The sequence below is a fragment of the Hoyosella altamirensis genome, from assembly GCF_014191505.1.
GTDB lineage: Bacteria > Actinomycetota > Actinomycetes > Mycobacteriales > Mycobacteriaceae > Hoyosella > Hoyosella altamirensis.
On record NZ_JACHWS010000001.1, the window covers coordinates 1277368 to 1303121 of the forward strand.

General features: G+C 61.9%; 22 protein-coding genes and 1 pseudogene. 13 read left to right on the plus strand and 10 right to left on the minus strand.

Annotated features, from left to right (window positions below; genetic code table 11):
* The first annotated feature begins 50 nt into the window (after positions 1-50).
* From FHU29_RS06230 to FHU29_RS06240, 3 genes and pseudogenes are all read left to right on the plus strand, one after another.
* On the plus strand, positions 51-2306 hold the full coding sequence (locus FHU29_RS06230; protein WP_232323056.1) for a serine/threonine-protein kinase: 2256 nt from the start codon (positions 51-53) through the stop codon (positions 2304-2306).
* A 172-nt stretch (positions 2307-2478) separates the two neighbouring features.
* The gene (locus FHU29_RS06235) at positions 2479-3510 is read left to right on the plus strand and encodes an enoyl-CoA hydratase/isomerase family protein (protein ID WP_064442133.1); all 1032 of its coding nucleotides are present in this window, start codon (positions 2479-2481) and stop codon (positions 3508-3510) included.
* Positions 3511-3566: 56 nt separating this feature from the next.
* Positions 3567-4004: pseudogene (locus FHU29_RS06240) on the plus strand (ribonuclease H family protein); the annotation flags it as partial.
* Here FHU29_RS06240 and FHU29_RS06245 read toward each other — a convergent pair.
* The gene (locus FHU29_RS06245; protein ID WP_064442132.1) at positions 3999-4634 is read right to left on the minus strand and encodes a TetR/AcrR family transcriptional regulator; all 636 of its coding nucleotides are present in this window, start codon (positions 4632-4634) and stop codon (positions 3999-4001) included. The pseudogene FHU29_RS06240 and the gene FHU29_RS06245 overlap by 6 nt on opposite strands.
* A gap of 95 nt (positions 4635-4729) precedes the next feature.
* Here FHU29_RS06245 and FHU29_RS06250 point away from each other — a divergent pair, with 95 nt between their 5' ends.
* Positions 4730-6241 (plus strand): flavin-containing monooxygenase, encoded by a 1512-nt coding sequence (locus tag FHU29_RS06250; RefSeq protein WP_232323054.1) that lies wholly within the window; start codon positions 4730-4732, stop codon positions 6239-6241.
* A 13-nt stretch (positions 6242-6254) separates the two neighbouring features.
* Positions 6255-7157, plus strand: a complete 903-nt coding sequence (locus FHU29_RS06255; protein WP_064442141.1) for an amidohydrolase family protein — start codon at positions 6255-6257, stop codon at positions 7155-7157.
* A gap of 13 nt (positions 7158-7170) precedes the next feature.
* On the opposite strand, the gene FHU29_RS06260 is transcribed toward FHU29_RS06255, so the two are convergent.
* Positions 7171-7650, minus strand: a complete 480-nt coding sequence (locus tag FHU29_RS06260) for a limonene-1,2-epoxide hydrolase family protein (protein WP_064442130.1) — start codon at positions 7648-7650, stop codon at positions 7171-7173.
* A 126-nt stretch (positions 7651-7776) separates the two neighbouring features.
* Here FHU29_RS06260 and gad point away from each other — a divergent pair, with 126 nt between their 5' ends.
* Together gad and FHU29_RS06270 are read left to right on the plus strand one after the other, a co-directional pair.
* Positions 7777-9174, plus strand: a complete 1398-nt coding sequence (gene gad / locus FHU29_RS06265; protein ID WP_064442140.1) for a glutamate decarboxylase — start codon at positions 7777-7779, stop codon at positions 9172-9174.
* A 9-nt stretch (positions 9175-9183) separates the two neighbouring features.
* Positions 9184-10134 carry a DUF3048 domain-containing protein gene (locus FHU29_RS06270; RefSeq protein ID WP_083962502.1) on the plus strand — a complete coding sequence of 317 codons (951 nt, stop codon included), beginning with the start codon at positions 9184-9186 and terminating at the stop codon, positions 10132-10134.
* Here the strand turns inward: FHU29_RS06270 and FHU29_RS06275 are convergent.
* On the minus strand, positions 10128-11309 hold the full coding sequence (locus FHU29_RS06275; protein WP_064442138.1) for a thiolase family protein: 1182 nt from the start codon (positions 11307-11309) through the stop codon (positions 10128-10130). The two genes, FHU29_RS06270 and FHU29_RS06275, sit on opposite strands and share 7 nt — an antisense overlap.
* An 88-nt stretch (positions 11310-11397) precedes the next feature.
* On the opposite strand from FHU29_RS06275, the gene FHU29_RS06280 reads away from it, so the two are divergent.
* Positions 11398-12333, plus strand: a complete 936-nt coding sequence (locus tag FHU29_RS06280) for a helix-turn-helix transcriptional regulator (RefSeq protein ID WP_064442129.1) — start codon at positions 11398-11400, stop codon at positions 12331-12333.
* Positions 12330-12878, plus strand: a complete 549-nt coding sequence (locus tag FHU29_RS06285; RefSeq protein ID WP_064442128.1) for a dihydrofolate reductase family protein — start codon at positions 12330-12332, stop codon at positions 12876-12878. The genes FHU29_RS06280 and FHU29_RS06285 overlap by 4 nt, the downstream gene beginning before the upstream one ends.
* On the opposite strand, the gene FHU29_RS06290 is transcribed toward FHU29_RS06285, so the two are convergent.
* Together FHU29_RS06290 and FHU29_RS06295 are read right to left on the minus strand one after the other, a co-directional pair.
* The gene (locus FHU29_RS06290; protein ID WP_064442127.1) at positions 12875-14974 is read right to left on the minus strand and encodes a RecQ family ATP-dependent DNA helicase; all 2100 of its coding nucleotides are present in this window, start codon (positions 14972-14974) and stop codon (positions 12875-12877) included. The two genes, FHU29_RS06285 and FHU29_RS06290, sit on opposite strands and share 4 nt — an antisense overlap.
* A 40-nt stretch (positions 14975-15014) precedes the next feature.
* Positions 15015-15926 (minus strand): cation diffusion facilitator family transporter, encoded by a 912-nt coding sequence (locus FHU29_RS06295; protein ID WP_064442126.1) that lies wholly within the window; start codon positions 15924-15926, stop codon positions 15015-15017.
* Between the two features lie 127 nt (positions 15927-16053).
* On the opposite strand from FHU29_RS06295, the gene FHU29_RS06300 reads away from it, so the two are divergent.
* On the plus strand, positions 16054-17196 hold the full coding sequence (locus FHU29_RS06300) for an NAD(P)/FAD-dependent oxidoreductase (RefSeq protein WP_064442125.1): 1143 nt from the start codon (positions 16054-16056) through the stop codon (positions 17194-17196).
* Positions 17197-17200: 4 nt separating this feature from the next.
* Here the strand turns inward: FHU29_RS06300 and dinB are convergent, their stop codons facing one another.
* The 3 genes from dinB to FHU29_RS06315 form a co-directional block, all read right to left on the minus strand.
* Entirely contained in the window at positions 17201-18409 is a 1209-nt protein-coding gene (dinB, locus tag FHU29_RS06305; protein ID WP_064442124.1) for a DNA polymerase IV, read from the minus strand.
* A 134-nt stretch (positions 18410-18543) separates the two neighbouring features.
* Positions 18544-18921, minus strand: a complete 378-nt coding sequence (locus FHU29_RS06310) for a type II toxin-antitoxin system PemK/MazF family toxin (protein ID WP_083962500.1) — start codon at positions 18919-18921, stop codon at positions 18544-18546.
* Positions 18885-19106: a ribbon-helix-helix domain-containing protein gene (locus FHU29_RS06315; protein WP_064442122.1), complete on the minus strand. Its 222-nt coding sequence runs from the start codon at positions 19104-19106 to the stop codon at positions 18885-18887. The genes FHU29_RS06310 and FHU29_RS06315 overlap by 37 nt, the downstream gene beginning before the upstream one ends.
* A gap of 39 nt (positions 19107-19145) precedes the next feature.
* Between FHU29_RS06315 and FHU29_RS06320 the strand changes: the two genes are divergently transcribed.
* The gene (locus tag FHU29_RS06320; RefSeq protein WP_064442121.1) at positions 19146-20210 is read left to right on the plus strand and encodes an alpha/beta hydrolase; all 1065 of its coding nucleotides are present in this window, start codon (positions 19146-19148) and stop codon (positions 20208-20210) included.
* 37 nt (positions 20211-20247) lie between these two features.
* Here the strand turns inward: FHU29_RS06320 and FHU29_RS06325 are convergent, their stop codons facing one another.
* Both FHU29_RS06325 and FHU29_RS06330 read right to left on the minus strand, forming a co-directional pair.
* Positions 20248-21708 (minus strand): glyceraldehyde-3-phosphate dehydrogenase, encoded by a 1461-nt coding sequence (locus FHU29_RS06325; protein ID WP_064442120.1) that lies wholly within the window; start codon positions 21706-21708, stop codon positions 20248-20250.
* 93 nt (positions 21709-21801) lie between these two features.
* Positions 21802-22383 carry a TetR/AcrR family transcriptional regulator gene (locus FHU29_RS06330; RefSeq protein WP_083962499.1) on the minus strand — a complete coding sequence of 194 codons (582 nt, stop codon included), beginning with the start codon at positions 22381-22383 and terminating at the stop codon, positions 21802-21804.
* Positions 22384-22497: 114 nt separating this feature from the next.
* Between FHU29_RS06330 and FHU29_RS06335 the strand changes: the two genes are divergently transcribed.
* Both FHU29_RS06335 and betA read left to right on the plus strand, forming a co-directional pair.
* A complete protein-coding gene (locus FHU29_RS06335; RefSeq protein WP_064442118.1) occupies positions 22498-23988 on the plus strand; it encodes an aldehyde dehydrogenase family protein in 1491 nt (496 codons plus the stop codon).
* Positions 23985-25643: a choline dehydrogenase gene (gene betA / locus FHU29_RS06340; RefSeq protein ID WP_064442117.1), complete on the plus strand. Its 1659-nt coding sequence runs from the start codon at positions 23985-23987 to the stop codon at positions 25641-25643. Before FHU29_RS06335 ends, betA begins: the two co-directional genes overlap by 4 nt.
* Positions 25644-25754: the final 111 nt, after the last annotated feature.

The following is a 25754-nucleotide window of genomic DNA, read 5'->3' on the forward strand; positions in this document are numbered from 1 at the left end:
GAATTCGCCATGGTCTTGAGCCGTGGACCCGCCGGGCTTTAGCGTTCACGATGACCCGTGCCGGCGGACAGCCACCAGATGCGACGGTCGCGGGTGAGGCGTCGCAGCCGCCCAGCATGGACACCCACCCGGCGGTGCCGGAGATCGCCGACCGTTTTTCGGCAGCCTGGCGCTCAGCTGATGTACCCCCGGATCTGGCTGCATTTCTGCCAGATTCACCTGCGATCCGGCGACTCGCCCTGATAGAACTCGTCAAGATCGATTTAGAGAACCGCTGGATGCGGGATGAGCATCCAAAGCGGCTAGCCGACTACATGCAGGAACTTCCGGAACTCCAGGATTGGCCTATTCCGCCGGACCTGATCTACGAGGAGTTCCACGCCCGACGCCGGAGCGGTAGCGAGCCTGACCCTGCCGAATACACCTCGACCTTCCCTGGTCAGAGTGGCACGCTAGCGCATTTACTTAGCCAGGAGTCCTACCACAGCACACTGATGGCGCATTCGGGTGCACCGGTATCGCTGGACGAGATCAGCGAAGGGCAGCGTATTCACGATTTCGACCTCATCACCGAACTTGGCCGTGGGGCCTTCGCGAAGGTGTTTCTCGCACGGCAGCGGTCAATGCAGCGTCTGGTCGCGGTTAAAGTGTCTGAGGCACATGGCACCGAACCGCAAACGCTGGCGCAGCTGGACCACGACTACATTGTGCGAGTATTTGACCAGCGTCTCTTGGAGGGCAGCAAGTTAAGGCTGCTCTACATGGAGTACGTACCCGCGGGAACACTGTACGACGTTCTTGAACGGGTGCGTGTTACGCAACCGGCCCAGCGTAGTGGCCAGCTGCTCCTTGACGTGCTTGACGGTGTACTGGGCAACCGCGGAGAGCTTCGCCCCGGCGAGTCCACCATCCGTGGCGAGCTCGCGACGATGTCGTGGCCGGAAACTGTAGCGTGGCTGGGGAAGCGGCTCGCTGATGCGGCAGATTACGCGGCCCGGCACGGTGTTCTGCACCGAGATATCAAGCCAGCGAATGTCTTGCTGACGGCAGAGGGACTGCCGAAGCTCGCAGACTTCAATATTAGTTTCAGCGCCAGCGTGAAGGGCGCGAACCCAGTAGCCTACTTCGGCGGATCCTTGCCATACATGTCTCCGGAGCAACTCGAAGTCATCCATCCTGATCATCCGCGCGCGGCCACTGACCTTGACGCGCGAAGTGATCTCTACTCCCTGTGTGTGATGTTGTGGGAACTGCTCACTGGAAGAAAGCCATTTGATGACGGGGGAGTTGCCGGTGGAGATCGCAGCACAATCGATGCGATGCTTATCCGTCGTGCCACTGTTGAGGAACCGTCGCTCCAGGTGTTGCCCCAAGACTGCCCGACCGCTTTGCGCCGGGTTTTGCTGAAGGGGCTTTCTCCGGATCGTGAAAGCAGGTGGGCGTCGGGGGCTGAACTCGCTCAGCAGTTCCGAATCTGCCTCGATGAACACGCACGCGACCTGGTTTACCCGTCTCCAGATAGCTGGCGGAAACGCCTCCGGCGCTGGAACCACCCGATCATGGCGTTCGCGATCGCTGCCCCGAATGCACTCGCGATTCTGTATAGCTACAACCACAACAAGTCACTGATAATTGATCAGCTCGCCTCGTCTGTGCAGGAGCAGTTCGACACCATCACTCGTCTCAGCTATCTGATCGCGTTCCCGTTGGGCGTGGTATTCACGATTTCGATGCAGCTGTATTTTCTCTCTGTCGCACGCGGACTTCGGCGGGGGCTTTCGTACTCGCGGGCACAGCTCGCCCGGGCACGAGCGCACACCCTGCTTCTGGGACAGCGAGTCGTACTTCTGTGTTTCGCTCTCTGGGTCACGACTGGCATCGGCATTCCTGTGACGCTCTATGTTTCAGGCGCAAGCGTTCCCGCGAGCAGCTATGCGCACTTCATCTCGACGCAGCTGGTGTGCGGCGCGATCGCCCTCGCGTACCCGTTCTTCCTCGTCAATTTCTATGCGGTGCGGTGCTTGTATCCGATGTTTGTGCCACTTGGAGAGATCAGCACAGACGATGCGCGCCGTCTGCGCCGCCTCGACCACCGCAGTGACGTGTTCTTGGCGATAGCCGCGGCGATTCCACTCATCGGCGTGGCCGGAGTCACATTTATTCCGCCCGAAGACTTCGCGTCGGTGATAGTTGCGGTACGGGTGCTCTGTGTCGGCAGCGTCATCGCATTCGTTCTCGCCTATTGGTTGTTCCGCATGCTCGAGAAGGACGTCCGCGCGCTTGAGCGGGTTGCTGCAGTTCGATGAGACCGCTATCCCACTGTAGTGGGACCACCTTCCATTATGTGGACGTCCAACTATAGGATGTTGTTTAGTTTCTTGACAGAAGTACTGACCATCTCGCCAATGCGGGCGTTACCGGGTCTCCTTGCGGCAGCCGCAAGGCAGGCCAGTTCCGCCCCGGGCAGGGGAGGAAAACATGAGTGATGTGCTGATCGAGAAGTCCGGCAGGCTCGGTCTGATTACGCTGAATCGTCCAGCGGCGATAAACTCCCTGACCCACGACATGGCCCGGGACATCGCGGCCGCGCTTGCGGCGTGGGAGCACGACGACTCGGTGCGTGCTGTGGCGATAACTGGAGCTGGTGAGCGCGGCCTCTGCGCGGGCGGCGATATCGTCGCCATCCATCGGGATGCCCAGGGCGACGGCAGTCAGACGAAGAGCTTCTGGCGTGACGAGTACACCCTCAACGACCAAATCTCCAAGTATCCGAAGCCGTATGTCGCGTTGATGGATGGCATCGTCATGGGCGGCGGAGTTGGTGTCTCGGCGCACGGCAGCGTGCGAATTGTGACTGAGCGTTCGGCCATAGGTATGCCCGAGGTTGGGATCGGTTTCGTTCCTGACGTCGGCGGTACCTACCTACTCGCCCGGGCGCCAGGGGAACTAGGCACGCACATTGCCCTGACCACGGCGCGACTCACCGCAGGCGATGCGATCGTGTGCGGCTTTGCGGACCATTTTGTGCCGAGTGCAGAGCTCGAAGCGCTGCTCGCCGCTCTGTCGGAGGAAGCGCCGCACGAGGTCATCTCGCGTTTCGCACAGCCTGCACCGGAATCCGAACTGCATACACAGCGTGAGTGGATCGACAGTTGCTACAGCGCGGACACCGTCGAAGAAATCGTGGCAAGGTTGCAGCGCAGCGCAACACCGGAAGCGGGCAAGGCCGCACAGCAGATCCTGTCGAAGTCGCCCACCGCCCTCAAAGTGGCACTGCGGTCATTACGGAGCGCCCGTCGCTCTCCGAGTCTGGCGGTGACACTCAACGAGGAATACCGTGTCTCGCTGGCATGTTTGCGGTCGCCGGACCTGGTGGAAGGCATCCGCGCGCAGGTCGTCGACAAAGATCGCAACCCCCGATGGTCGCCAGCTCAGCTCGAGGACGTGTCGGACGATCTTGTTGCCTCGTTCTTTCGTGACCTCGGCGACGAGGAACTCGGACTCAGCTAACCATTCAGCGTGTCTGTAGCGCGCCAAGGTTGCGCGGCAGCGTAACGTCTCTTCGCGTGATTACGGTGAGTACAGATGGTTCCTGCCTGAAGAATCCTGGCGGTGCGATCGGCTGGGCCTGGGTTAACCATGACGGGCCGAGTGCGTCCGGGGGCGCTGGCTCTGGAACTAATCAGATCGCAGAGCTCACCGCCCTGCTCGAAGCGATAGTCGCTCATCCGGGCGCGGAGCCGCTGGTCATCGAATCTGACTCGCAGTACGCGATTAAATGCGCATCCGAGTGGCTGCCTGGCTGGAAACGCAAGGGCTGGACGACAGCATCAGGCAGCCCGGTCAAGAATCTTGGCCTCGTGCAGGCGATTGACCGCGCAATACAGGAGCGTCCGGGTGCCGTCACTTTCACGTGGATACGCGGTCACACTGGCAACCACCATAATGAGATCGCCGATGACCTCGCAGGCAAGGCGGCACGGTTAGCAGCGGGGCAGCTAGCCGTGTGACAGCACTCCGTCACTGTGTGGTGCCGGAGTGAGGGCCGTTGCCGTGTGGGACAGGATGCGCCCGAAAACGTCCTTATCAAGCGCGGGATCGGCCGCGCGCTGAATCCCGATGCCGAGTGCGAGTCCGACAGCTGCGATCGCTAGCGTTTCCTTATCCATGGGAAGGCGCAGGCCTGCCTCAGATTCGAGCCGGGCAAGCAGTGCCGCTACGTGCTGGCGAATCCTGGCATACCGCGCGGCGTTGGCTGTGCGAAGGGTGCCGTCATGTGCACTGAAAGCATTGATCTCAATCTCGAGCCTGGCGATTGAGATGTCGCCCAGGACGGAGGCGCTCCAGTCGCTGAGGCTGGTGATCCAGGCATCCGGCGACTCAGTTACGGCATCCGCGACGCGCGCGATGGCGCGATCGGTTTCACGGTCATAGATCGCGTCCACCGCAGCAATTCCAAGTTCCGTCTTATTGGCGAAGTTCGAGTAGACCGCGCCCGTCGTGAAGCCTGCTTCGGTCGCAACGTGGCCGAGTGAGGTCGCGCGGAATCCGTCCCGCAGGAACAGTTCGACGGCAGCCGAAATTATCTGGTACCGGGTGCGTTCCTGGCTCTCCGTGCGGTTGAGTCGCGGCATGCGCACGATGATAGTGCAGCTTGACAAGTCCGCACCAGGATTTAGGATAATGCCATTATCTGGATAATAGGAAGATCTCTGGAAGGCTGTCAATGGTGACGCACACGCCAGTTCCCGACCACGACGTCATTGTCGTAGGCGCCGGCTTCTCCGGCATCGGTGCCGCGATCAAGCTCGACCAGGAAGGATTCGACTACCTGGTCGTTGAAGCCTCCGACGGCGTCGGGGGCACCTGGCATCTGAACACGTACCCGGGCGTCGCGGTCGACATACCGTCCTTCAGTTACGCGTTCTCTTTTGAACAAGGACACCGGTGGTCGCGGACGTACGCGCCGGGCTCAGAACTCAAGGCATATGCGGAGCGTTGCGTCACCAAATATGGTCTGCGGCCTAACATTCGCCTCAGCACCAAAATAGCGAGCGCCGAATTCGATGAATCCTCCGATCGGTGGCGGCTGGTTACCGATGCTGGCGAGGAGATGACCAGCCGTTTCGTGATCTACGCGGTCGGCCCGTTCAGTGAGCCCCAGACTCCGGACATACCAGGTATCGAGTCCTTTGCCGGTACCGTCATGCACACGGCCCGGTGGGATCATAGCCAGGACCTAACCGGCCGCAGAGTGGCCATCATCGGTACTGGTGCGTCCGCGGTACAAGTCATCCCGGCCATCGCGCCGGAGGTCGAACGCCTCACAGTTTTCCAGCGGACACCGATCTGGGTGCTTCCGCGCGTGGATCTGCCGCTATCCAGGGCAGCGCACCTCGCGCTCGACAAGCTTCCCCTAGTCCGGCGTGCCGCGCGCCTTGCAAGCCAAGCCGTCGTCGAAACCACATTTGTGGTCGCCGCCCAGTACAACCGCACCTTGCCGATGCTTGCGGGCAGCGGATCGCACGCGGGCCGTCGTTTTCTGCAACGCGAGGTCAAAGATCCTGTCGTGCGAAAAAAGCTCACACCGAACTATCCGCTTGGATGCAAGCGGCCCAGCTTCTCGAACACCTATCTCGCGGCATTCAACCGCCCAAACGTCCTTCTGGAAACCGATTCGATCGCCAAGGTCACTCCCGGTGGAATCATCACTGTGGACGGCACAGAGCACGAATTCGACACGCTGATCCTCGCAACCGGCTTCAAGCTCTTCGGGCCGGGCGGGATGCCTTCCTTCAGGATTTCAGGTAAGGGCGGCGCTGACCTCGCCACCTGGTGGGAGGAGAATCGCTACCAGGCCTACCAAGGCGCCAGTGTCCCTGGGTTTCCCAACGTCTTCACCATCTTGGGGCCCTACGCCTACAACGGTTCGTCCTACTTCGAACTGATCGAGAATCAGCTTCGGCACATCATCCGGTGTCTCAAAACAGCGGAGAAGCGCGGAGCGACCCGAGTGGAAATCAGTGAAGAAGCCAATACCGAATACTTTGAGGCGATGATCGGCCGCCGCGAGCGTCAAATCTTCTTCAATCAAGACTGTTCCAACGCCAACAGCTACTATTTCGACCCGAATGGCGATGTACCGTTCCGGTCCGCGACAACCCTGCATTCACGTTGGGCGAGTGGCCATTTCAGCATCGACCATTACGAATTCACCCATCGCGAGCCGTCGCCCGCGTGACATGCTGGAGCACATGAGCGATGACACAGGCTCCCTGCGAGCGGACATCGACCCGGTTCTGGCCTTTCAGGAAGCCCACCAGCTCCCCGGACTGGTTGACGTGCATACCCATTTCATGCCGAAACGGGTGATGGACAAAGTGTGGGCGTACTTCGATTCCGCGGGTCCGCTTACGGCTATCGAGTGGCCAATTGCCTACAAACTCGAGGAGGACGTGCGCCTGCAGCGCCTCCGCAGTTACGGGGTTGTGGCGTTCACGTCGCTGGTCTACCCCCACAAGGCGGGCATGGCGGAGTGGCTGAATCAGTGGGCGGCGGATTTCGCTGCCCGGACCCCGGACTGTCTTCACACAGCGACGTTCTACCCTGAGGAAGGCGTCGAAAAGTACGTCACTTCCGCGTTAGAGTCTGGCGTCCGGGTGTTCAAGTCGCACATTCAAGTAGGGGATTATGACCCCCTGGATCCATTACTCGATGGCGCGTGGGGAGCTCTTGCGGACAGCCGCACTCCGGTCGTGATCCATTGCGGGTCGGGGCCTGCACCCGGACGCTACACAGGTGCGCCCCCGATAGCAGAGCTCATGAAGCGGCATCCCCGCCTTCGGCTGATCATCGCGCATATGGGTATGCCTGAATACTCCGATTTCCTGGCGCTCGCCGAGGCACACGAGACCCTTCTGCTTGATACAACGATGGCGTTTACCGATTTCCTGAGCGACCGGGCGCCATTGGACCGGCGTGATCTGCCACGTTTGCGGGCCCTTGGTGATCGCATCCTCTTCGGCAGCGACTTCCCAAACATTCCCTACCCGTACGTGCACGCCCTCGAGATCCTGGCGAACCTCGAACTTGGGGACGACTGGATAAGGGCAGTCTGCTACGACAACGGGGCGCGGGTCTTCAGCCTCGCCGTGTAGTGCTGCTTCGTATTCAGTCCCTTGCGCGATCGCGCCCCGGGGTCGCGGCGCGCTGGATTATGCCATCAGATGCAAAGAGGCTGAGTGGTTCGCGACGCGGCAGCACGACACCGAGCAGACCGCGCAGCAGAGCGCCGCTCATGTTGGCGTAGTCAAAGTAGTCACGCCACACAGCAATCTTTCCCTCGCGGAACTCGAACGTTCCGCATACCCAAAATTCGGTTCGCAGCCGACCCAGGCTCAAAGCATCGGTGCGCTCCGTCAGCACCGCTCGATCGTCGCCGCTGATGTTGCGGAACTGGACATCAAACCGGATGGCAAGTTTGTCCATCATCACGAAAGCCTGCCTAAGGCGCGATTTGCCACGAACCTTAGGCAGAGAAACGTTGTGCCACACGACATCTTCAGTTACAAAGCTCAATGCCTGCTCATAATTGCGATCGCGGAGGGCGGCAAGAAACTCAACCACCGTGCCCGTGTTGGTACTGGTCATGTGACGTCCTCTCATTCGAGATCCTGGCGCCTACGGATTCTCCCACGTTCTGTGGCGCGCCTGAAATGCTGCGGCAAGTTTTTGCGACACTCCGCGAGAATCTTCCGGCTGGTCTACGCTCCGGATATGCCCCTGACACAGCCTTCCGGCGGGCACCACTCTCACCGGCGTAGCGTCAGCGTCAACCCCATCTTCACGCGAGAACCACTCGAGATCCCGCACGATCGGTTTCCGTCTGACCAGCTTGATCCTGATACCGCCTACCAGATCGTTCACGACGAACTGATGCTTGACGGTAACGCCCGCCTCAACCTCGCGACGTTCGTCTCGACCTGGATGGAACCGCAGGCCAGAACGCTCATGGCCGAATGTTTCGACAAGAACATGATCGACAAGGACGAGTACCCGGGCACAGCCGAACTCGAACAACGATGCGTGCGCATGCTCGCGAACTTGTGGCACGCCCCGCCAGCTGCCGCTCCAACAGGCTGCTCGACAACAGGGTCCAGTGAGGCATGCATGCTGGCTGGCCTTGCACTTAAGCGGAGGTGGCAGCAAGCAGGCGGAGAAAAGCGCGGCCGCCCCAATCTGGTTATGGGCGTCAACGTCCAGATTTGCTGGGATAAGTTCGCCGCCTACTGGGACGTTGAACCGCGACTAGTCCCGATGGAGGGTGACAGGTACCACCTCACCGCGGACGCAGCTGTGAAGTACTGCGACGAGAACACCATCGGCGTCGTAGCGATCCTCGGTTCGACCTACGACGGGAGTTATGAACCCGTCGCCGATATTTGTCGCGCTCTCGACGATCTGGAGTCCCGCACCGGCTGGAACATTCCCGTCCACGTAGACGGCGCTTCAGGCGCCATGATCGCTCCGTTCTGTGACCCCGACCTTGAGTGGGACTTCCGCCTCGAACGCGTCGCATCGATCAACACCTCTGGGCATAAGTACGGTCTCGTTTATCCGGGTGTCGGATGGGTGGTGTGGAGAGATGCGGAAGCACTTCCCGATGAACTCGTCTTCCGGGTGAACTACCTGGGTGGTGAGATGCCCACCTTTGCGCTGAATTTTTCACGGCCGGGAGCTCACGTTGCCGCGCAGTACTACAACTTCATTCGCCTCGGGTTCGACGGATATCGCCGCGTTCAGCGAACATGCCGGGACGTCGCGATGCACCTCTCCGGAGCCATCGCCGAACTTGGCCCCTTCGAACTTGTCACCGATGGCAGCGAACTGCCAGTGTTTGCCTTCACGGTGCGCGACGACGTCACTGGCTATTCGGCTTTTGATGTGTCCGCAGCGCTGCGCGAATCGGGCTGGCTGGTACCTGCATACACATTCCCCGCCAATCGGGAGGATCTTGCCGCATTGCGCGTCGTCGTGCGGAACGGATTCAGCCACGACCTCGCTGACCGTTTTCTCGACGAGGTCAAGCGTGTGCTGCCGAGATTGCACCGGCAGGACAGCCCGCAACGCGGAAGTGAAGCGGCGTCTTTCTCGCACAGCGCTAACCGGACGTAGCTTTGTTGCATGCACATGATGTTCACGCGGCGCCGCCGCACCGGCCTTACCGCGGTATGCGCAGCGGCCGCGCTTGCACTCGCGGCTTGCGGCGGCCCGGCTGAAGAACCGCCACGGCCCACACCCACACAAACGACGCCCGCACCGGAGCCACCGCCCCCGCCGCCACCCGACCCGGTGACGGCAGTGAAGATCGACAATGTGCGCCAGGCACGCCCCCAGACCGGTCTCAGCCTCGCAGATATCATCTACGTCGAACCCGTGGAATATGGGCTCACCCGGCTACTTGCCGTGTACAGCACGGAAGTCCCCGACGCCGTCGGGCCCGTGCGCAGCGCACGGATCACCGATATCGAGTTACTCGCGCAGTTCGGCGAACCTGTATTTGCGTACTCTGGCGCAGCCCCGCACGTCCTCGACGCGCTGAATGCCACCCCGATCATCTCCGCCACCGAAGCGGGGGCGAGGGGAGCCTTCTATCGGGAACCGAGCCGCGGCGCACCCCACAACCTCTACCTGCGTCCAGCGCAGCTGCCCCCGCCGGGACAGGCTCCGGACATACCCGTAATGGTCACCGGACCCGGGCCGGAAAACGGGGTTCCGTCGCCCGAATACCGTGCCCAGTACGAAACAGCCCTTTATGACTTCACTTGGTCAGAGGAAAACCAGCAGTGGATGATCAGCGTCGACGGCTCGCCGATGGAGACGACCGACGCGGGGCAAGCATCGACGCCGAATGTGGTTATTCAGGAGGTCGACGTCAGGATTGAGCCAGCTGGGTCCCCGGTGGCCGCAACGGTCGGTGAGGGTGCCGCCACAGTCTTGCGCGACGGACTGCGATACGACGGACGCTGGACGCGCCCGTCACCGAGCGAGCCCACCCGTTACGTAAGCAACGAAGGTGAGGAGTTGCCCGTCGGTGAGGGCACGGTCTGGGTACTGCTAGTGCCCGCTCAGTAGCGCCGGAGCAACGCTGCGAGGGCCTGCCCGCCACCAATGCACATCGTGACGATGCCGAGTTCGAGGTCGCGGCGGACGAGATCCTTCGCGACACGCAGCGACAGGATCGCGCCGGTCGCGCCCACCGGGTGGCCGAGCGCGATCGCTCCGCCGTACGGGTTGGTTTTCGCGGGGTCGAGCTTGGCATCCCGGATGACTGCGAGTGCCTGGGACGCGAACGCCTCGTTCAGCTCAATGGTGTCGATGTCGTCCGGGGACGTGCCCGTCGTTTCGAAGAGTTTCTGAAGCGCAAGGACGGGGGCGTATCCCATCAACTCGGGTTCCATCGCCGCTGTAGTTACGGCTTCGACGGTAACCAGCCCTGTGAGTTCGCGCTGCTTCACCACGGACTCGCTTGCGAGTACTACTGCCGCACCGCCGTCGTTGATGCCTGAAGCGTTGCCCGCGGTCACCGTCCCGTCTTTCTCAAACGCTGCGCGAAGCTTGCTGAGCACTTCGATTGTCGTATCAGGTTTCGGGTGCTCATCCTTGCTGACGGTTCGAGCGTTCCGCCCTGAGATTTCGACGGGAACAATCTCCTCGGAAAAGGCGTCCTGTGCTTTCAGCGCGGCGGCGCGCTGCTGTGACTGCAGGGCGAACTCATCTTGCTCCAGGCGGGAGACGCCGTATCGCGTCGCCACATTCTCAGCTGTCACCCCCATATGGATGCTGTGGAAGGGGTCGGTCAGCATCATCACGGTGCCGTCAACGAGTTTGCGGTCACCGAGCCGGTATCCGGCGCGGGCATTGAAGTCGTAGAAAGGCATACGCGACATTGACTCATCCCCACCCGCGAGGGCGATGTCGGCGCCACCCCAGCGGATCTGCATCGCGGCCGACCAGATCGCCTGCAAACCGGACCCGCAAAGCCGGTTCACTGTATAGGCGGGAACGTTCTTCGGCAGGCCCGCGGCGACCGCAACCCGACGGGCGTTGTACGCGTCGGGACCGACCTGCCCGATGCAGCCCATCACAACTTCATCAACATCGGCGGCGTCGATGTTCGCCCGGAAGAGTGCTGCCTTCGCTGCCGCTGCGCCGAGTTCGTGAGCCGGAACATCTTTGAACGCGCCGCCGAAGCTGCCGATGGGTGTGCGTGCACCGTCCACAATGACAATTTTGTCGTTGTTCGTCATTGTGCTGATAGTAGGGCATACGGTGTTCGCCGCCGCGAAAGCACGAACTGTCAAGCATTTTCCCGTTCGCACGTCCGATACTTGAGTCATGACTGAGTTGCCTCGTGACCGGGTGCGTGAACTTCTCGATGCTGTGCTCGACGACGAGGCGAGCGATCGTGACGACATGGCGAGGCGTGTTTACATCTCGCCGTTTCATTTCAGCCGTCAGTTCCGGCTCGGTACCTATGAGTCTCCGGTCGCACTGCGGCGGCGAGTCATCCTGGAGCGCGCAGCGTGGCGGCTTCGCCGCGGGGAAAGCGTCACCGACGTGGCGTTGACCGAAGGCTACGAGTCCGTCGAAGGGTTTTCGCGGGCATTCTCGCGGGCGTTCGGTTTCCCGCCGAGCGCGGCAGATCGCACCAGCACCCACTGGCTGCCCGCACCGAACGGTATCCACTTTCACCCGCCAACGTCATTATGGGTGGATTCGGCAGAAGGGCAGCGGAGCAGCATGGACCCCACGACGCAGATGGTCCACCATGACATCGACGACACGCGCTACCTGCTCGAACTCGCGGGGAAAGTCGCGGTCCGGGACTACGACAGGCCACTGCTTCCCCGGCATGTCGTGCTCGGGTGGGATGGTCCTGAAGAATCCATCGCAGCGGTTCTGGAACATCTCATCTGGTCGAAAGAAGTGTGGCTCGCATCTATTGATGGCGCGGATGTCCCCGCCCGCGGGGGCCGGGATATCGGGGCGCTCGCAGCGAGGCACGAGACCGCTGCGCCGCGCTGGATCTCAGCGGTGCAGCGCATCGCAGCGGAGGACCGGTGGGGGGATGTGCTGATCGACGCGCTGTGCGACCCGCCCGAGAGCTTCGTTCTCGGCAGCGTGATCAGTCATGTCATGACCTTCTCCGCATACCGTCGCCAGGTAGTGCGGCAGATGCTCCGCAACGTCGGCGTGGAAGCAGACCAAGGCGACCCCATTATGTGGCTGCGTACACGCCACCAGCCCGCACACGAAAGGCAAGACAGTTGAGCCGTACTCAGTTCTACACCGCTACGAGCCTGGACGGGTTCATCGCCACTTCCGATGATTCACTAGCTTGGCTGCTGACTCGCGCCCACGACGAGGACGGACCGCTGAACTACAACGAGTTCTTCCGCGACGTAGGGGCCATGGCGATGGGGTCAACCACCTACGAGTGGGTCATTAATCACGAGTTCAAAGACAAGGACCCAGCGGACTGGGTGTGGCCCTATTCCATTCCCGGGTGGGTGTTCACGCACCGGGACCTGCCAGTGATTCCTAACTCGAACATCACTTTTGTCCGTGACGACGTCGGCCCGGTGCACCAGCAGATGATGGAGGCTGCAGCGGGGCAGAATGTCTGGATAGTCGGCGGTGGTGACCTGGCGGGACAGTTCGCAGATGCGGGGCTGCTCGATGAGCTCATCGTGTACCTCGCGCCGGTCACTTTAGGTGCGGGCAAACCGCTAATGCCGCGGCATCTTGAACTCAAGGTTGAGGAGGTCGGGCGCAACGGTGAGTTCGCCTGCGCCCGCTACTCTGTGGTCCGCTAGCTCGTCGCGGCGATGGCGAAGGGAAGTACGGCTGCGGCCCCTGCGCGCCGCAGCGCGTACGACGCCATTGTGAAGGTCCAGCCGCTGTCGGTTACCGCGTCGATCAGCAGGATGGGGCCAGCTGGAAGGCTCGCTGGAATCTGCCACGCCTCGTAGAGCCCCGCCACACGGTACGCCGAGTTCTGTGCCGAAACGCCGACGTGATCGTCCCGTAAAGGCAGAACGCCAAGGTTGGTGAGCTTGCCGATGTCGGCAAGTTGCGTAGCGAGGGATTCTACGAGCAGAGGATGAGACTGCGATTGCAGCGCAAGCACCGACTGGGGCCGGTCCTTCCACTGCCAGGCCTTGAGCACCGAAATGCTCGCCCGCACAACTTCATCGGGTGCGGCACAGTCAGGCTGGTCTAGAAGCGCGCGCAAACGCTGACCCCAGCCGAGATCGGTTAGCCGACCGATGGCGCGCCCGGGTTCTGGCCCTTCACTGATTCTTCCGGAAAGCGGCACGCCCAGTTTCGCCATACCCGACGGCCATTGCCGCCGCGGCGCAACGTCGACGCCTGGGCGCGATAGGCGCTCCGCGGTCGCATTTGCTGTCGACGAATCAACGTCGGTGCTGAACCGTGCGCCTGCACAATTGTCACAGCGGCCGCACGGAACCGGAGCAGGACCTAGCTCAGGATCGTCAAGCTGGCGGCGCAGAAACTCCATCCGGCACATTTGCGTGGTGGCGTACTCGGTCATCGCAAGCTGCTCCGCTAAACGAGCCTCATCGAGGCGCGAATAACGTTCACGGTCGTACGACCAGGATTCGCCCGTCCCCGTCCAGCCGCCCTTGACTCGGCGTACTGCGCCGTCGACATCAAGAACCTTGAGCACCATCTCTAGACGGCTGCGTCCAAGGTCAACAAGGGGCTCGAGGGCCTGCGTTGACTGCGGCCGCTGCGGATCGAGCGCGCTGAGAACCTTCCGGACGACGGACTCCGCGGGAAAAGCCACCGATGCGAAGTACCGCCAGATGTCCTTGTCTTCAGGCCCAGGCAGCAGAAGGACCTCCGCCCGGCTCGCCGCGCGGCCGGCACGGCCCACCTGCTGATAATAGGCGATCGGCGACGACGGCGCGCCCATGTGAACCACGAAACCAAGATCCGGCTTGTCAAAGCCCATTCCTAGTGCCGACGTGGCGATGAGGGCCTTCACCTGGTTGCCAAGCAGTTCCCCTTCGAGCACTTCACGTTCCGCGGCGTCCGTCCTTCCGGTGTACGCCGCAACTTCGTAACCATGCTCCTTGAGGAGCGCAGCGAGATCCTCCGCTGCTGACACAGTGAGGGTGTAGATGATCCCGCTGCCCGGGAGCTCTCGTAAGTGTTCCGCCAGCCACGCCGCACGCTTGCTGCCCGCACCAAGATTGAGGACGGACAGATGCAGAGATTCTCGGTCGAGACCGCCACGAAGCACTAGTGTCGCTCCATCGGCGCCCACACCCAACTGTTCCGCAATGTCGGTGACGACCCGGTTGTTGGCTGTCGCGGTGGTCGCCAGAACCGGCGTTCCCGGTCGAAGGTCACCGAGCAGACTACGGATGCGACGGTAATCGGGGCGGAAGTCATGCCCCCAGTCGGAGACACAGTGCGCCTCGTCGACCACGACCATTCCCGCGTCGCCAGCAAGATGGGGGAGCACTTGATCTCGGAAGTCAGGATTGTTCAGACGCTCCGGACTCACTAGGAGCACGTCGAGTTCGCCCGCGGCCACCTGGGCATGGATGCCCTCCCACTCCGTCACGTTGCCCGAGTTAATCGTGGCGGCAACTACGCCGGCACGTTCGGCGGCGGAAACCTGGTTGCGCATCAGCGCGAGCAACGGCGACACAATCACGGTCGGGCCTTTGCCGTCAGCGCGGAGCAGCTTCGCGGCGATGAAATACACCGCTGATTTACCCCAGCCCGTCCGCTGAACCACAAGAGCACGCCGCTGTTGGGCAACGAGAGCCGCGATCGCGGTCCATTGATCATCGCGCAGTACGGCACCTGAACCAGCGAGCTCGCTGAGCAGATTCTGCGCGCGTGATCTCAGGTCGGGGGCAAGCACATCAGACATCACCCCATACTGCCTGACGCCTGTGACAAGTTCGGTCCCGTTATTCAGCCCAGCGGGGTTCTGCTGTAAACGAGGCGGAGAGCCACAGATCGTAGCCAAGATCATCAAGCTCGTCGGAAATCTCCTGACGGATTCCGTCCAGCGCTTCGACACTCCGCGCGGGAGTGTCAGGACCCACCACGAAATCGACCTCGATCCCGAGTTGACCACCCACCTTCGCGCTCCGCAGAAACGTATCCGCAAAGCCGTGCCGACGTTCTAGCGAGTCGACGCACTCGCGTACCCGCGTCTCCAGTTCCGCGGGCGGCGGCATCAGAAGGACCTCGCGGAAACCTTGGATGAGCAGCCGGACCGGCATCGCGAGAAACAGCAGGCACACCATAGCGACCATCGCGGGATCGACGTAGGCGGCGACAGCATCGTTGCCTTGACGCTGGAGCAAAAACGCAACGATGAAGCCGACAAGCACGCCAGCACTGAGCACGGTGTCCATCAGCCACTGGGTTGTTTCGGCGCGCACCAAGTCGGATCGTACGGTGCGCTGCTTGCGATGGAGATACGCGGTTATCAGGCCGCAGCCAACAGTTGCTGCCGCGGCGTAGATGACAGCCCATCCTGCGTCTACCTCCCGGCCACCGCTGAGCAGATCCATCACGGCAACCGTGAGCGCGTAAACGCACAGCGCGCCGATAGCGACTGCTTTGACGATGATGGTCAGCGGCTCCAGGACATCGCGGCCGAAGGGAAAGTGTTTGCTTTCGCCCTTGCGGATGATCCGGTGCGCCAGCAGCGAGAGAAGAGACAGCAAGACGCTGATAAATGAGTAGAGCCCGTCGAACACGATCATCTGGGACTGGACCGCCAGGCCCCAGCCGATGGCGAGGACCGCCCAGAAGAGTGCAGCCCAAACGGACAGAAGGATCAAACGGCCAACGGTGCGCGAGTTATTCATCGCCGCTCAGATTAGCCGCGCGCGACCGCAGACTGGAAACGCTCATCGCGCAACCCGATGCCGGGGGAGACCTGTGGGGGTACGGTCGACCCAAAGTCACGTCAGGTTCACTTGGAGGTACTCGCAGATGGCGCACGCACTGGTGCTCGGTGGCGGATTTGGCGGGATTGCTGCAGCGCATGAGTTGCGCCGCCGGCTTCCCGCCGCCGATGAGGTGACACTCATCGCCGCGAGCGACACATTCTTTGTGGGTTTCGCCAAGCTGTGGGAGCTAGGAGGGATCCGTCCGCTCGCTGATGGCACTCGACGTCTGACGGACCTCGATGCACACGGCATCCGGTTTGTGCAGGCGGAGATTACGTCGCTCGATGCGGGTAAGCGGACGGCCGAAACCAGTGCGGGGACCTTCACGGCTGACGGCCTCATCGTTGCGCTCGGCGCCAGCTGCTCGCCGAAACACAGGCGATTCTTCGAACTGGGCGTGCACAACCTCTACAGCGCGAATTCGCTCCCGGCGATCAAAGCCGCGCTCGAGGAGATGAGAAGCGGAACGATTGTGGTGAGCATCTTCGGCGCTCCTTATCTGTGCCCGCCGGCTCCTTTCGAAGCCGCGCTGATCGTCGACGAGTGGCTGCGCGAACGTGGCCGACGTGACGACATCGAGGTTGTCGTGACAACCCCGCAGCCGATCACCCTTCCAGTCGCCGGGCCGGACGCCAGCCATTTCCTTGCTGAGCAGCTCGGGGCTCGGAATGTCACCGTGCTCACTGAACACAAAGTCGACGATGTCGAAGCGGACGGCACCATAATCTTCGCGAACGGGAGAACGGTCCACTCCGATCTCACGCTCGGTGTGCCGGCGGCCTCACCGCCAGCAGTGGTCTCTCAGAGTTCCCTAGCTGGCGCGTCCGGCTGGGCTGAACCAGACCGCGAGACATTCGCAACGAATGCCGACCGCGTTTACGCGGTCGGGGACTGCACCATGGTGCCCACAGCCACCGCGCAATTGCCGAAGGCGGGGGTATTCGCGGAGGCGGAAGGCAAAGTCGCGGCCGCGAACCTTGCTGCAGACCTCCATGGCGGCGAACGCGCGCGTTTCGACGGGCATGGCTATTGCTACCTCGAACTGCCCGGACGCAAGGTTGCCCGGGTCCAGGGCAACTTTTACGCCGAGCCGCGCCCTGATGTTGAGCTCAGTGCACCCGATGAAGCGTCTTTTGCGGCGAAGCAGCAGTGGGAGTCCGACCGGCTCGCACAGTGGTTCGGGTAACGCGCTAGTCGGGCAGCAGCGGAACGGAAATGCCCGGATCGCGTCCGAGCAGTGCGCCCCGCGTCAGCGCTGCCTTACCGAATTTGTCCCAGATGCTGTCGACCGCGCTATCGAGCTGGCCTGGCGACGGTGACGCAACTGTACCGAACGGGAGCGTGAGCTGAGTCCCGGCCTCATCGGCAAGGTTGCCAACTGCGACGCCGACGAGCGTGATGCCCCGCTCGTCAATAAGCTGTTGTGCCTCCGCAAGCAATGACCGCGCCACAGCGAGCAGGACCGCTGTCTCGGATGTTGGCAGCGAAACAGTATGAGAACGAGTGGCACGTGTGTAGTCGCCGAAACGCAGGCGCAAGACGACGGTTCGCCCAGTTCGGCGCGCGGCCCGCATCCGGCGGGCAACCCGATCGACGAGTGTAAGCAGCGCGGCATCGATGTCGTCTCGCGCGTGCTGTCCGCGTCCGATTGCCCGTTGTGCCCCGATGGAACGCCTTCTTCGCCCCGTCTGGACCCGCCGCGGGTCGCGGGCATGCGCTAGCGCGTTCAAATGCCGGGCACTGGCTCGGCCGAGTATCGTCGCGAGTTCCGCCTCACCCGCCCTCGCGATGTCGCCGACCGTCGTAAGACCGAACTTTCGGAGCCTGCCGGATGTCACCGCGCCAACGCCCCACAGCCGCTCGATCGGCAGTGGGTGGAGGAAAGCGATTTCTGCACCGAACGGCACAACGAGGAGCCCGTCGGGTTTGGCTACGGCGCTCGCAACCTTCGCGAGAAACTTGCTCCCAGCGACACCGACGCTAATCGGTAAGCCAGCCTGTTGCCGCACATCAGTGCGCAGCCGTTCCGCAATTTCACGGGGCGTTCCTGAGACCTTGCGGAGGCCACCCACATCGAGGAACGCCTCGTCGATGGAAATACCCTCAACGAGGGGGGTGGTATCGCGGAAGATCTGGAAAACCACGCGACTGGCCTCGGCGTACGCAGACATCCGGGGAGGAACGACGATCGCCCGAGGGCACAGTCTCCGTGCCTGAGCGCCACTCATTGCCGTGCGGACCCCGAACGCTTTCGCCTCGTAGCTCGCTGCGAGGACAACACCCCCACCCACGATCACGGGGAGACCGCGCAGCCGGTGGTTGTCGCGCTGCTCGACAGAGGCGTAGAACGAATCGAGGTCAGCGTGAAGAATGGTCGGATCCCCACTGGACACGAACATATGTTCGCATGGGGGTATGACAGATTCCGCGCTTCCGCATTAACCGAGATCCAGATTTACGAGCATGTACAAAACGAACATTCCACACTGAGGCCTGTCCATTTTGTACATGCTGACAAACTCACATCCGGCCCTCAGAGGTCGAGGTGGACTCTTAGTGCCCGTTCGATCTCGCCGAGCACCCGCTTTGGGACCGTGCCCGTGCGCTCTCCGACCCGTTTCACCGAAATGGATCGGACTTGGTCGCAGTGAGCCTTGGAATCGCCCGGAGAACCCGCGTCTCCGGCCGGAATCAGCACGTGGAACGAATCGAAACGCCGAACGTCCCCTGAGATGGGCACGACTGTCACGAGCCCCCGCTCCAGCCTTTCTGCGGCGCGGTTGGCCCGGTCATTGCTCACGATGATGGCTGACCTGGTCAGGTCCTTCGTGCCACCTGGCGTACTGAAGTCCACGTCTCGCACCTCACCGCGCCTCACTGTGACAGTCCATCCGCGATCGCCAGTTCCCATACGGCTGCGTCGTTGGCGTCCGACCAACTTTCCAGTGCAACTCGGTACGCGTCCTCGAGCCGGTTATCGCGTAGTGCCTGGATCGCAGCGCGCAAGCCGTCGTTCCGTGATTCCAGCCCAGTTCGGCGCACATAGTCATCAAGGGTTCTGACATCGTCCCGAGGGAGCGTCACGAGAAACTTCATAGGGCCCAATGCTACGAGGAAAATCCGTAGACTCAATCCATGGTGGATCCAGTCCTGCGCCAGATTCCCGACGGGATGGTCGACATCACTGCACCGCAGGAGATCGACGGATTGTCATACATCGATCCGAATGATCCGGCGATGCCGATGTATCGGGTCATCGCGAACAACCGGCAGCCAGTTGCGCTGCGGGACATGATGATCAGGCCAGTCCGAACTGGTTATATCGGCACTGGCGCGCCGAAGCCAGACCCAGCACTCGTCCCACCGACAGGTGAGGAAGCAGTCCCGGACGTCGACGTATCCGAGGTTTACCTCCCAATCGAAGGAGGAGTGGCTCGCTGCCAGCTTTACCGGCCAGAGAATGCGCCGCCAGACGCCACCCTCCCGGTCATCGTGTACTACCACGGCGGCGGCTTCACAGTCGGTTCCTCCGAGGACACCGACTTCATCGCGCGGAAGCTCTCTCACAGCAACGATGCGCTGGTGGTCTCTGCGAACTACCGGCTAGCCCCCGAATTCCCCTTCCCGGCGCCGTTCGACGATGCGATGGGGGTGTACAAGTGGGTGGCCGAGAACGCCGCGCGACTCGGAGGCGACGCGCGACGGATCGCGGTGGGCGGTGACTCAGCAGGGTCGAACTTCGCCGCCGCGGTACCACTGCGGGCGCGCGACGAAGAGGTCCGGGTTCCCGATGCAGTGATTTTGCTCGGGGCGTTCACCGATTTCCACGGCGAGCGGTGGGAGTCATTCATGCGCATGGCTCCGCGCGGCATCGTGTACGACTCTGCATTCTTCGGCTTCATACGTGGCGCGTACCTACCGAACACAGAGTGGTCCCACCCCTGGGCTAGCCCGATCGAGGGTGACCTCACCGGCTACCCACTTGCGATCGTCGCTACGGGTACGCATGACCCGATTATCGACTCAGCTCGCGCGTTCGGCGACCGCATCCGCTCGTACGGCGGGCGGGTGGTGGAGTACTACCCCGAAGGGATGCCCCACGGTTTCTATTTCTTCCCCGGTGTGCACGCGGAAGAAGCAGTTGCGTTCCGCGTCGTTGCAGAAACTCTGCGGCCCCTGCTCTGGGATGAGGAGACGTAAGCCTCACCAGCCTCACCAGCCTTGCCGGCCCCCGCAACTATCCGCGCGGGAACTTTGGGTACAGCACACCGGTTATGTGCTGCACGACGCGCACAACCTGGCTGGAGTAACCGAATTCGTTGTCGTACCAGAGGTACACGACGGCATGGTTTCCATTGACGATCGTGGCCTCGGCGTCGACGACGCACGCTGCTCGTGAGCCTACGAAGTCAGTCGACACCGTTTCTGGTGACGCGATGAAATCGATCTGGCGCTGCAGCGGTGACGTCAGAGAAACCTCACGCAGGTGAGTCACGAGCTCGTCGCGGGTCGTTTCCTTGTCGAGTGTCAAGTTGAGGATCGCGATCGAGACGTCGGGAGTGGGGACCCGGATCGATGAGCCGGTGAGCTTTCCGTCAAGTTCAGGGAGGGCCTTGGCGACGGCGGAGGCGGCACCAGTCTCGGTGAGCACCATGTTGAGCGGTGCCGAACGGCCACGCCGGTTGCCTTTGTGAAAGTTGTCGAGGAGGTTCTGGTCGTTCGTGAACGAGTGGACGGTTTCGACGTGGCAATAGTTGACGCCGTATTCGTCGTTGATCACCTTGAGCGCAGGCACAATGGCGTTGGTGGTGCAGCTCGCGCAGGAGATGATCTGATCGCTGTCCTCGATCACGTTGTGGTTCACTCCGTGGACGATGTTCTTCACATCGCCCTTTCCTGGCGCGGTCAGGACGACTTTGGCCACGCCCGGCCGCAGGTGCTGCGACAGGCCGGCGCGGTCGCGCCACTTACCAGTGTTGTCGATAAGGACAGCATCGTTGATGCCGTAAGCGGTGTAGTCGATGGTGGTGGGATCGTCGCTGTAGATGACCTTAATTTCGTTGCCGTTCGCGACGATTGTTTCGTTGGCTTCATCGACATGGATGGAGCCGTTGAAGTGGCCGTGCACGGAGTCTCGCCGCAACAGCGAGGCGCGCTTAACCAGGTCGTTGGCGCCACCTTTGCGGATGACGATTGCTTTCAGGCGGAGGCCGTTCCCGGATCCCGACTTCTCGATCAGAAGCCGCGCAAGCAGCCGGCCGATACGGCCGAAGCCGTAAAGAACGACATCTCGTGGCGAACCGTCGTGGACATTCTCGGAAGCGAGCGCACCCGCGACTGCCTGCCGGGTGAACTCATCAATGGACAGGCCTTTAGGGTCTTTCTTGTACGACATCGCGAGGTGACCGATGTCGATGCGTGACGGTCCAAGATCAAGTTCGGCGATCGTCTTCAGAATGGGGAAGCTGTCTTCGATGGCTAGTTCGGCATCTTCGATCTGACGAACGAAACGGTGTGTTTTGAGGATGCCGACAGCGGACTTGTTCACAAGGGACCGGCTATGCACGAGGATGGTGACGTCCTTGCGCCGATACAGCTGTCCAATGATGGGGATCATTGCTTCAGCGAGCTCTTCGCGGTGCTGCCAAACTCCGAATGCATCGTCAGTCACTACTGGTCCTCCATCGTGAACGTCCATGCTCCGGCGCGATGACCGGCGCATACTCCGGAGAAGAGCGTACTTGAGCGGTACAAACGGAGGTATCAGCGGATGTCCGATTTGTAACTACGGTCACACGGCGCTGTCGCTGGACCCGGTCAGGGCACGCCGGATCAGCGCTTCGACACTCTCCCGCGCGGGCGCTTCGTCTGCGAGCACGACCTGCATCAACAGTCCGCACAGCAGCACACCAAGCATGTGGCCCGTGACTGGGTCTGTTCGGCGGGAGAGGACCTCTGCTAAAGCGTTGTCCCAGGCTACTGCCGCCTCACGCAGGTGTGGGCGGTGCAGCGCGAGTGCGTAGAGGTTGTATTCAGCCATCGTGTCGCTGCGTGTTTCACTGACGGATCGGAGGACGAACTCGGACAACGCTCGCGCGATGTCGGCGTCCGGGTCCAATGATTCCTCCCACGCACGCAACGCTGCGACGCTGCGCTCCGCCGCTCTTGTCAGGGCGGCGGCAAGCAAATCATCGAGGGTGGCGAAGTGATAAGTCGTCGAGCCTAGAGGCACTTCGGCGGCTGCAGCGACGCGGCGGTGAGTGAGCGCGCTGACACCTTGCTCGGTGAGCACGACGATCGCCGCCTCGACGATCCGGTCTCGTCGGTCAGGATCCGTGGGTCCGCGCTGCCGCCGCGCGGGTACGGGTGTCACTCGCTGCACATTCCTAAAGTATCTCGGGAAGAGTATGGACGCTAGTACACAAAAGCGTGTACGTTTGTCCACATCGCGTGTGATGCACGTCACCATGGGAAAGGTTCTCGCCGTATGAACGACCTCTATCTAGAAGGACGCTGGGTTTCTCCCGCGCAGACCTCGCGTGGCCGAGCAATCATCAACCCCGCTGACGGCAGCGAGCTCACAACGGTAGACGAAGCCGCGCCGGACGACGTCGACCGCGCGGTGCGCGCCGCGCGGAAGGCCTTCGACGACGGCTCCTGGCGAGAAACTCCCGCGCGCGAACGCGGCGAGATTGTGAGAACGGTAGCGACCCTGCTCGAGCGTGACAAGGAAAAGATCGCACACACCGAAAGCCTGGACACCGGCAAAACCGTTGCGGAAGCACGAATCGACATCGACGACGTAGCGGCGGTCTTCCGCTACTACGCCAACCTGGCAGACACCGACGGTGGGCGCATTGTCGACGCAGGCAGCAGCGAGGTCGTGAGCCGGGTCGTGTATGAACCGGTTGGAGTGTGCTCGCTGATCGCGCCGTGGAACTACCCGCTGCTGCAGATGTCCTGGAAACTCGCCCCGGCACTGGTTGCGGGAAACACCACTGTGATCAAGCCAAGCGAGGTCACCCCACTTTCGACGATCCACCTCGTCAAGCTGCTTGACGAAGCTGGCGTTCCCGGCGGCGTCGTGAACTTGGTACTCGGCGGCGGCCCAGAGGTCGGTGCAGCGATGGTGAGTCACCCCGGCGTCGATCTCGTCTCGTTCACGGGCGGGCTCGCAACCGGCAAGCGGATCATGGCCGCGGCGGCCGAAGGCGTGAAGAAAGTGGCACTCGAACTCGGCGGTAAGAACCCCAACGTCGTCTTCGCCGACGTCGATCTCGACACCGCTGTTGACTACGCACTTGCCGCGGCGTTCTTCCACTCCGGTCAGGTGTGTTCGGCAGGATCACGGCTGATCATCGAAGATGCCATCCATGACGAATTCGTGGCCGAGCTTGGGCGACGGGCCGATCTGATCCGTCTCGGCGATGGTCTCGACCCCGAAAGTGAATGCGGACCGCTCGTGTCCGCGGAGCACCGCGACAAGGTCGAGGCCTACATTGCCACGGCGCAATCAGAGGGAGCACGGCTCGTCGCCGGAGGCTCCCGCCCCACGGATCCAGGACTCCAGGATGGCTATTTCCTCCGTCCCACAGTGTTCGCCGACTGCACCCGGGACATGACAATCGTCCGCGAAGAAGTATTTGGCCCCGTCGTGAGCGTCGAACGCTTCGCCACTGAGGCCGAAGCGGTCCGTCTCGCGAACGATACCGAATACGGCCTCGCCGGAGCTGTGTGGACGAATGATGCGTCGCGTGCTCAGCGCGTCGCCGCAGCCCTCCGCCACGGCACAGTGTGGATCAACGACTACCACCCGTACGTACCGCAAGCCGAGTGGGGCGGATTCGGCAAGTCCGGGATCGGACGTGAACTCGGCCCAAGCGGGCTCGACGAATACCGCGAATCGAAGCACATTTATCACAACATCGCCCCGGCACCCATGCGCTGGTTCAAGGGCGGCACAGGAGGTAACGAGTGACCAGCAAGCGCTACGACTACATCATCGTCGGCGGAGGCTCCGCCGGGTGCGTCCTTGCGAACAGGCTTTCCGAAGATCCTTCGAACGAGGTACTCGTGCTTGAAGCGGGCCGCCGGGACTGGAGCTGGGACCTCTTCATCCACATGCCAGCCGCTCTGACCATGGTGATCGGCAACCGAATGTACGACTGGTGTTACGAGTCCGAACCCGAGCCCCACATGGGTGGCCGGCGCGTTTCGCACGGGCGCGGCAAGGTTCTTGGCGGATCGAGCTCTATCAACGGCATGATCTTTCAGCGCGGCAACCCGATGGACCTGGAACGCTGGGCGTCAGACCCGGGAATGGAAAACTGGGACTACGCGCACTGCCTTCCCTACTTCAAGCGCATGGAGCACTGCGCCGCGGGTGCCGACGAGTGGCGTGGCCAGGGCGGACCGCTGTGGCTTGAACGCGGCCCCGCGAAGAACCCGCTCTTCAGCGCGTTCCTCGAAGCGGCCCAGGAAGCGGGTTACCCACTGACGTCCGACGTGAACGGATTCCGGCAAGAAGGGTTCGCGCGATTCGACCGCAATATCAAGAACGGCCGCCGCTGGTCCTCAGCCCGTGCCTACTACCACCCGGTTAAGTCACGTCCGAATCTGACGCTGCGCACGCTCTCACGAGTTAATCGGGTGCTGTTCGACGGTAAGCGCGCCGTGGGCGTTGAATACAAGCGGGCTGGCGGCCCGCGCCGGACCGTCTATGGCGGGGAAGTGATTCTGTCAGGCGGTGCAATCAATACGCCGCAACTGTTGCAGCTATCAGGTGTCGGCAACCCTCATGACATCGAGTCACACGGCATCAAAATGGTGCACAGCCTGCCGGGTGTGGGAGAAAATCTGCAGGATCATCTCGAGGTGTACGTTCAGCACGCCTGCACGAAACCCATTTCGTTCAACCCGGTCCTGAAGGTCCGGAGCCGGCCCAAGGTCGGAGCGCAGTGGATGTTTGGGAAGAAAGGCCCCGCAGCAACGAACCATTTCGAAGCGGGCGGGTTCGTCCGCGGCAACGATGTCGTCGATTATCCGAACCTTATGTTCCATTTCTTGCCGATCGCGGTGCGCTATGACGGGACGGCCGTCAACGCGGAGCACGGGTACCAGGTACACATCGGTCCGATGTATTCCGACGTGCGGGGCAGTGTGAAGATCAAATCTGCTGACCCCAAACAACATCCCGCATTGCGGTTCAACTACTTGTCAACCGAGAACGACCGCAAAGAATGGATCGAAGCGATCCGGGTGGCTCGCGAAATCCTGAAACAGCCCGCCTTCGCCGAGTACGACGGCGGCGAACTCTCGCCTGGCCCTGAGGTGGAGTCCGACGAGGAAATCCTCGACTGGGTTGCTCGAGACGCAGAAACTGCGTACCACCCCTCGTGCACGGCACGTATGGGCGTCGACGAGATGTCTGTCGTTGACCCGAATTCGATGAAGGTGCACGGACTCGAAGGTCTGCGCGTCGTCGACGCATCCGCAATGCCATATCTCACGAACGGCAATATCTACGCCCCAGTGATGATGCTCGCTGAGAAAGCTGCCGACCTGATTCTCGGAAACGCTCCGCTGGAGCCGTCGACGGCGAAATACTACCGATACCGCGATCAAGAAGGGTGAGTCCAGTGGTGGCCGCAGAAGACAGTGCCCGGACTGAGTCCGCGCAGAGCACCGATCGCAACCGCATCAATCCCGTTGTCTTCTTCGGGTCGTCCGCGCTGATCATCGCCT

Excerpts from the sequence above, each read along its gene's own strand:
- dinB (WP_064442124.1), bottom strand. The coding sequence starts at position 18,409 with ATGTTCGTGTCCAGTGGGGATCCGACCATTCTTCACGCTGACCTCGAT.
- FHU29_RS06255 (WP_064442141.1), top strand. The coding sequence starts at position 6,255 with ATGAGCGATGACACAGGCTCCCTGCGAGCGGACATCGACCCGGTTCTG.
- FHU29_RS06235 (WP_064442133.1), top strand. The coding sequence starts at position 2,479 with ATGAGTGATGTGCTGATCGAGAAGTCCGGCAGGCTCGGTCTGATTACG.
- FHU29_RS06230 (WP_232323056.1), top strand. The coding sequence starts at position 51 with ATGACCCGTGCCGGCGGACAGCCACCAGATGCGACGGTCGCGGGTGAG.
- FHU29_RS06270 (WP_083962502.1), top strand. The coding sequence starts at position 9,184 with ATGCACATGATGTTCACGCGGCGCCGCCGCACCGGCCTTACCGCGGTA.
- FHU29_RS06290 (WP_064442127.1), bottom strand. The coding sequence starts at position 14,974 with ATGTCTGATGTGCTTGCCCCCGACCTGAGATCACGCGCGCAGAATCTG.
- FHU29_RS06300 (WP_064442125.1), top strand. The coding sequence starts at position 16,054 with ATGGCGCACGCACTGGTGCTCGGTGGCGGATTTGGCGGGATTGCTGCA.
- FHU29_RS06310 (WP_083962500.1), bottom strand. The coding sequence starts at position 18,921 with ATGGGAACTGGCGATCGCGGATGGACTGTCACAGTGAGGCGCGGTGAG.
- FHU29_RS06245 (WP_064442132.1), bottom strand. The coding sequence starts at position 4,634 with ATGCCGCGACTCAACCGCACGGAGAGCCAGGAACGCACCCGGTACCAG.
- FHU29_RS06275 (WP_064442138.1), bottom strand. The coding sequence starts at position 11,309 with ATGACGAACAACGACAAAATTGTCATTGTGGACGGTGCACGCACACCC.
- FHU29_RS06295 (WP_064442126.1), bottom strand. The coding sequence starts at position 15,926 with ATGAATAACTCGCGCACCGTTGGCCGTTTGATCCTTCTGTCCGTTTGG.
- gad (WP_064442140.1), top strand. The coding sequence starts at position 7,777 with ATGCCCCTGACACAGCCTTCCGGCGGGCACCACTCTCACCGGCGTAGC.
- FHU29_RS06335 (WP_064442118.1), top strand. The coding sequence starts at position 22,498 with ATGAACGACCTCTATCTAGAAGGACGCTGGGTTTCTCCCGCGCAGACC.
- FHU29_RS06315 (WP_064442122.1), bottom strand. The coding sequence starts at position 19,106 with ATGAAGTTTCTCGTGACGCTCCCTCGGGACGATGTCAGAACCCTTGAT.
- FHU29_RS06280 (WP_064442129.1), top strand. The coding sequence starts at position 11,398 with ATGACTGAGTTGCCTCGTGACCGGGTGCGTGAACTTCTCGATGCTGTG.
- FHU29_RS06260 (WP_064442130.1), bottom strand. The coding sequence starts at position 7,650 with ATGACCAGTACCAACACGGGCACGGTGGTTGAGTTTCTTGCCGCCCTC.
- FHU29_RS06325 (WP_064442120.1), bottom strand. The coding sequence starts at position 21,708 with ATGGACGTTCACGATGGAGGACCAGTAGTGACTGACGATGCATTCGGA.
- FHU29_RS06320 (WP_064442121.1), top strand. The coding sequence starts at position 19,146 with ATGGTGGATCCAGTCCTGCGCCAGATTCCCGACGGGATGGTCGACATC.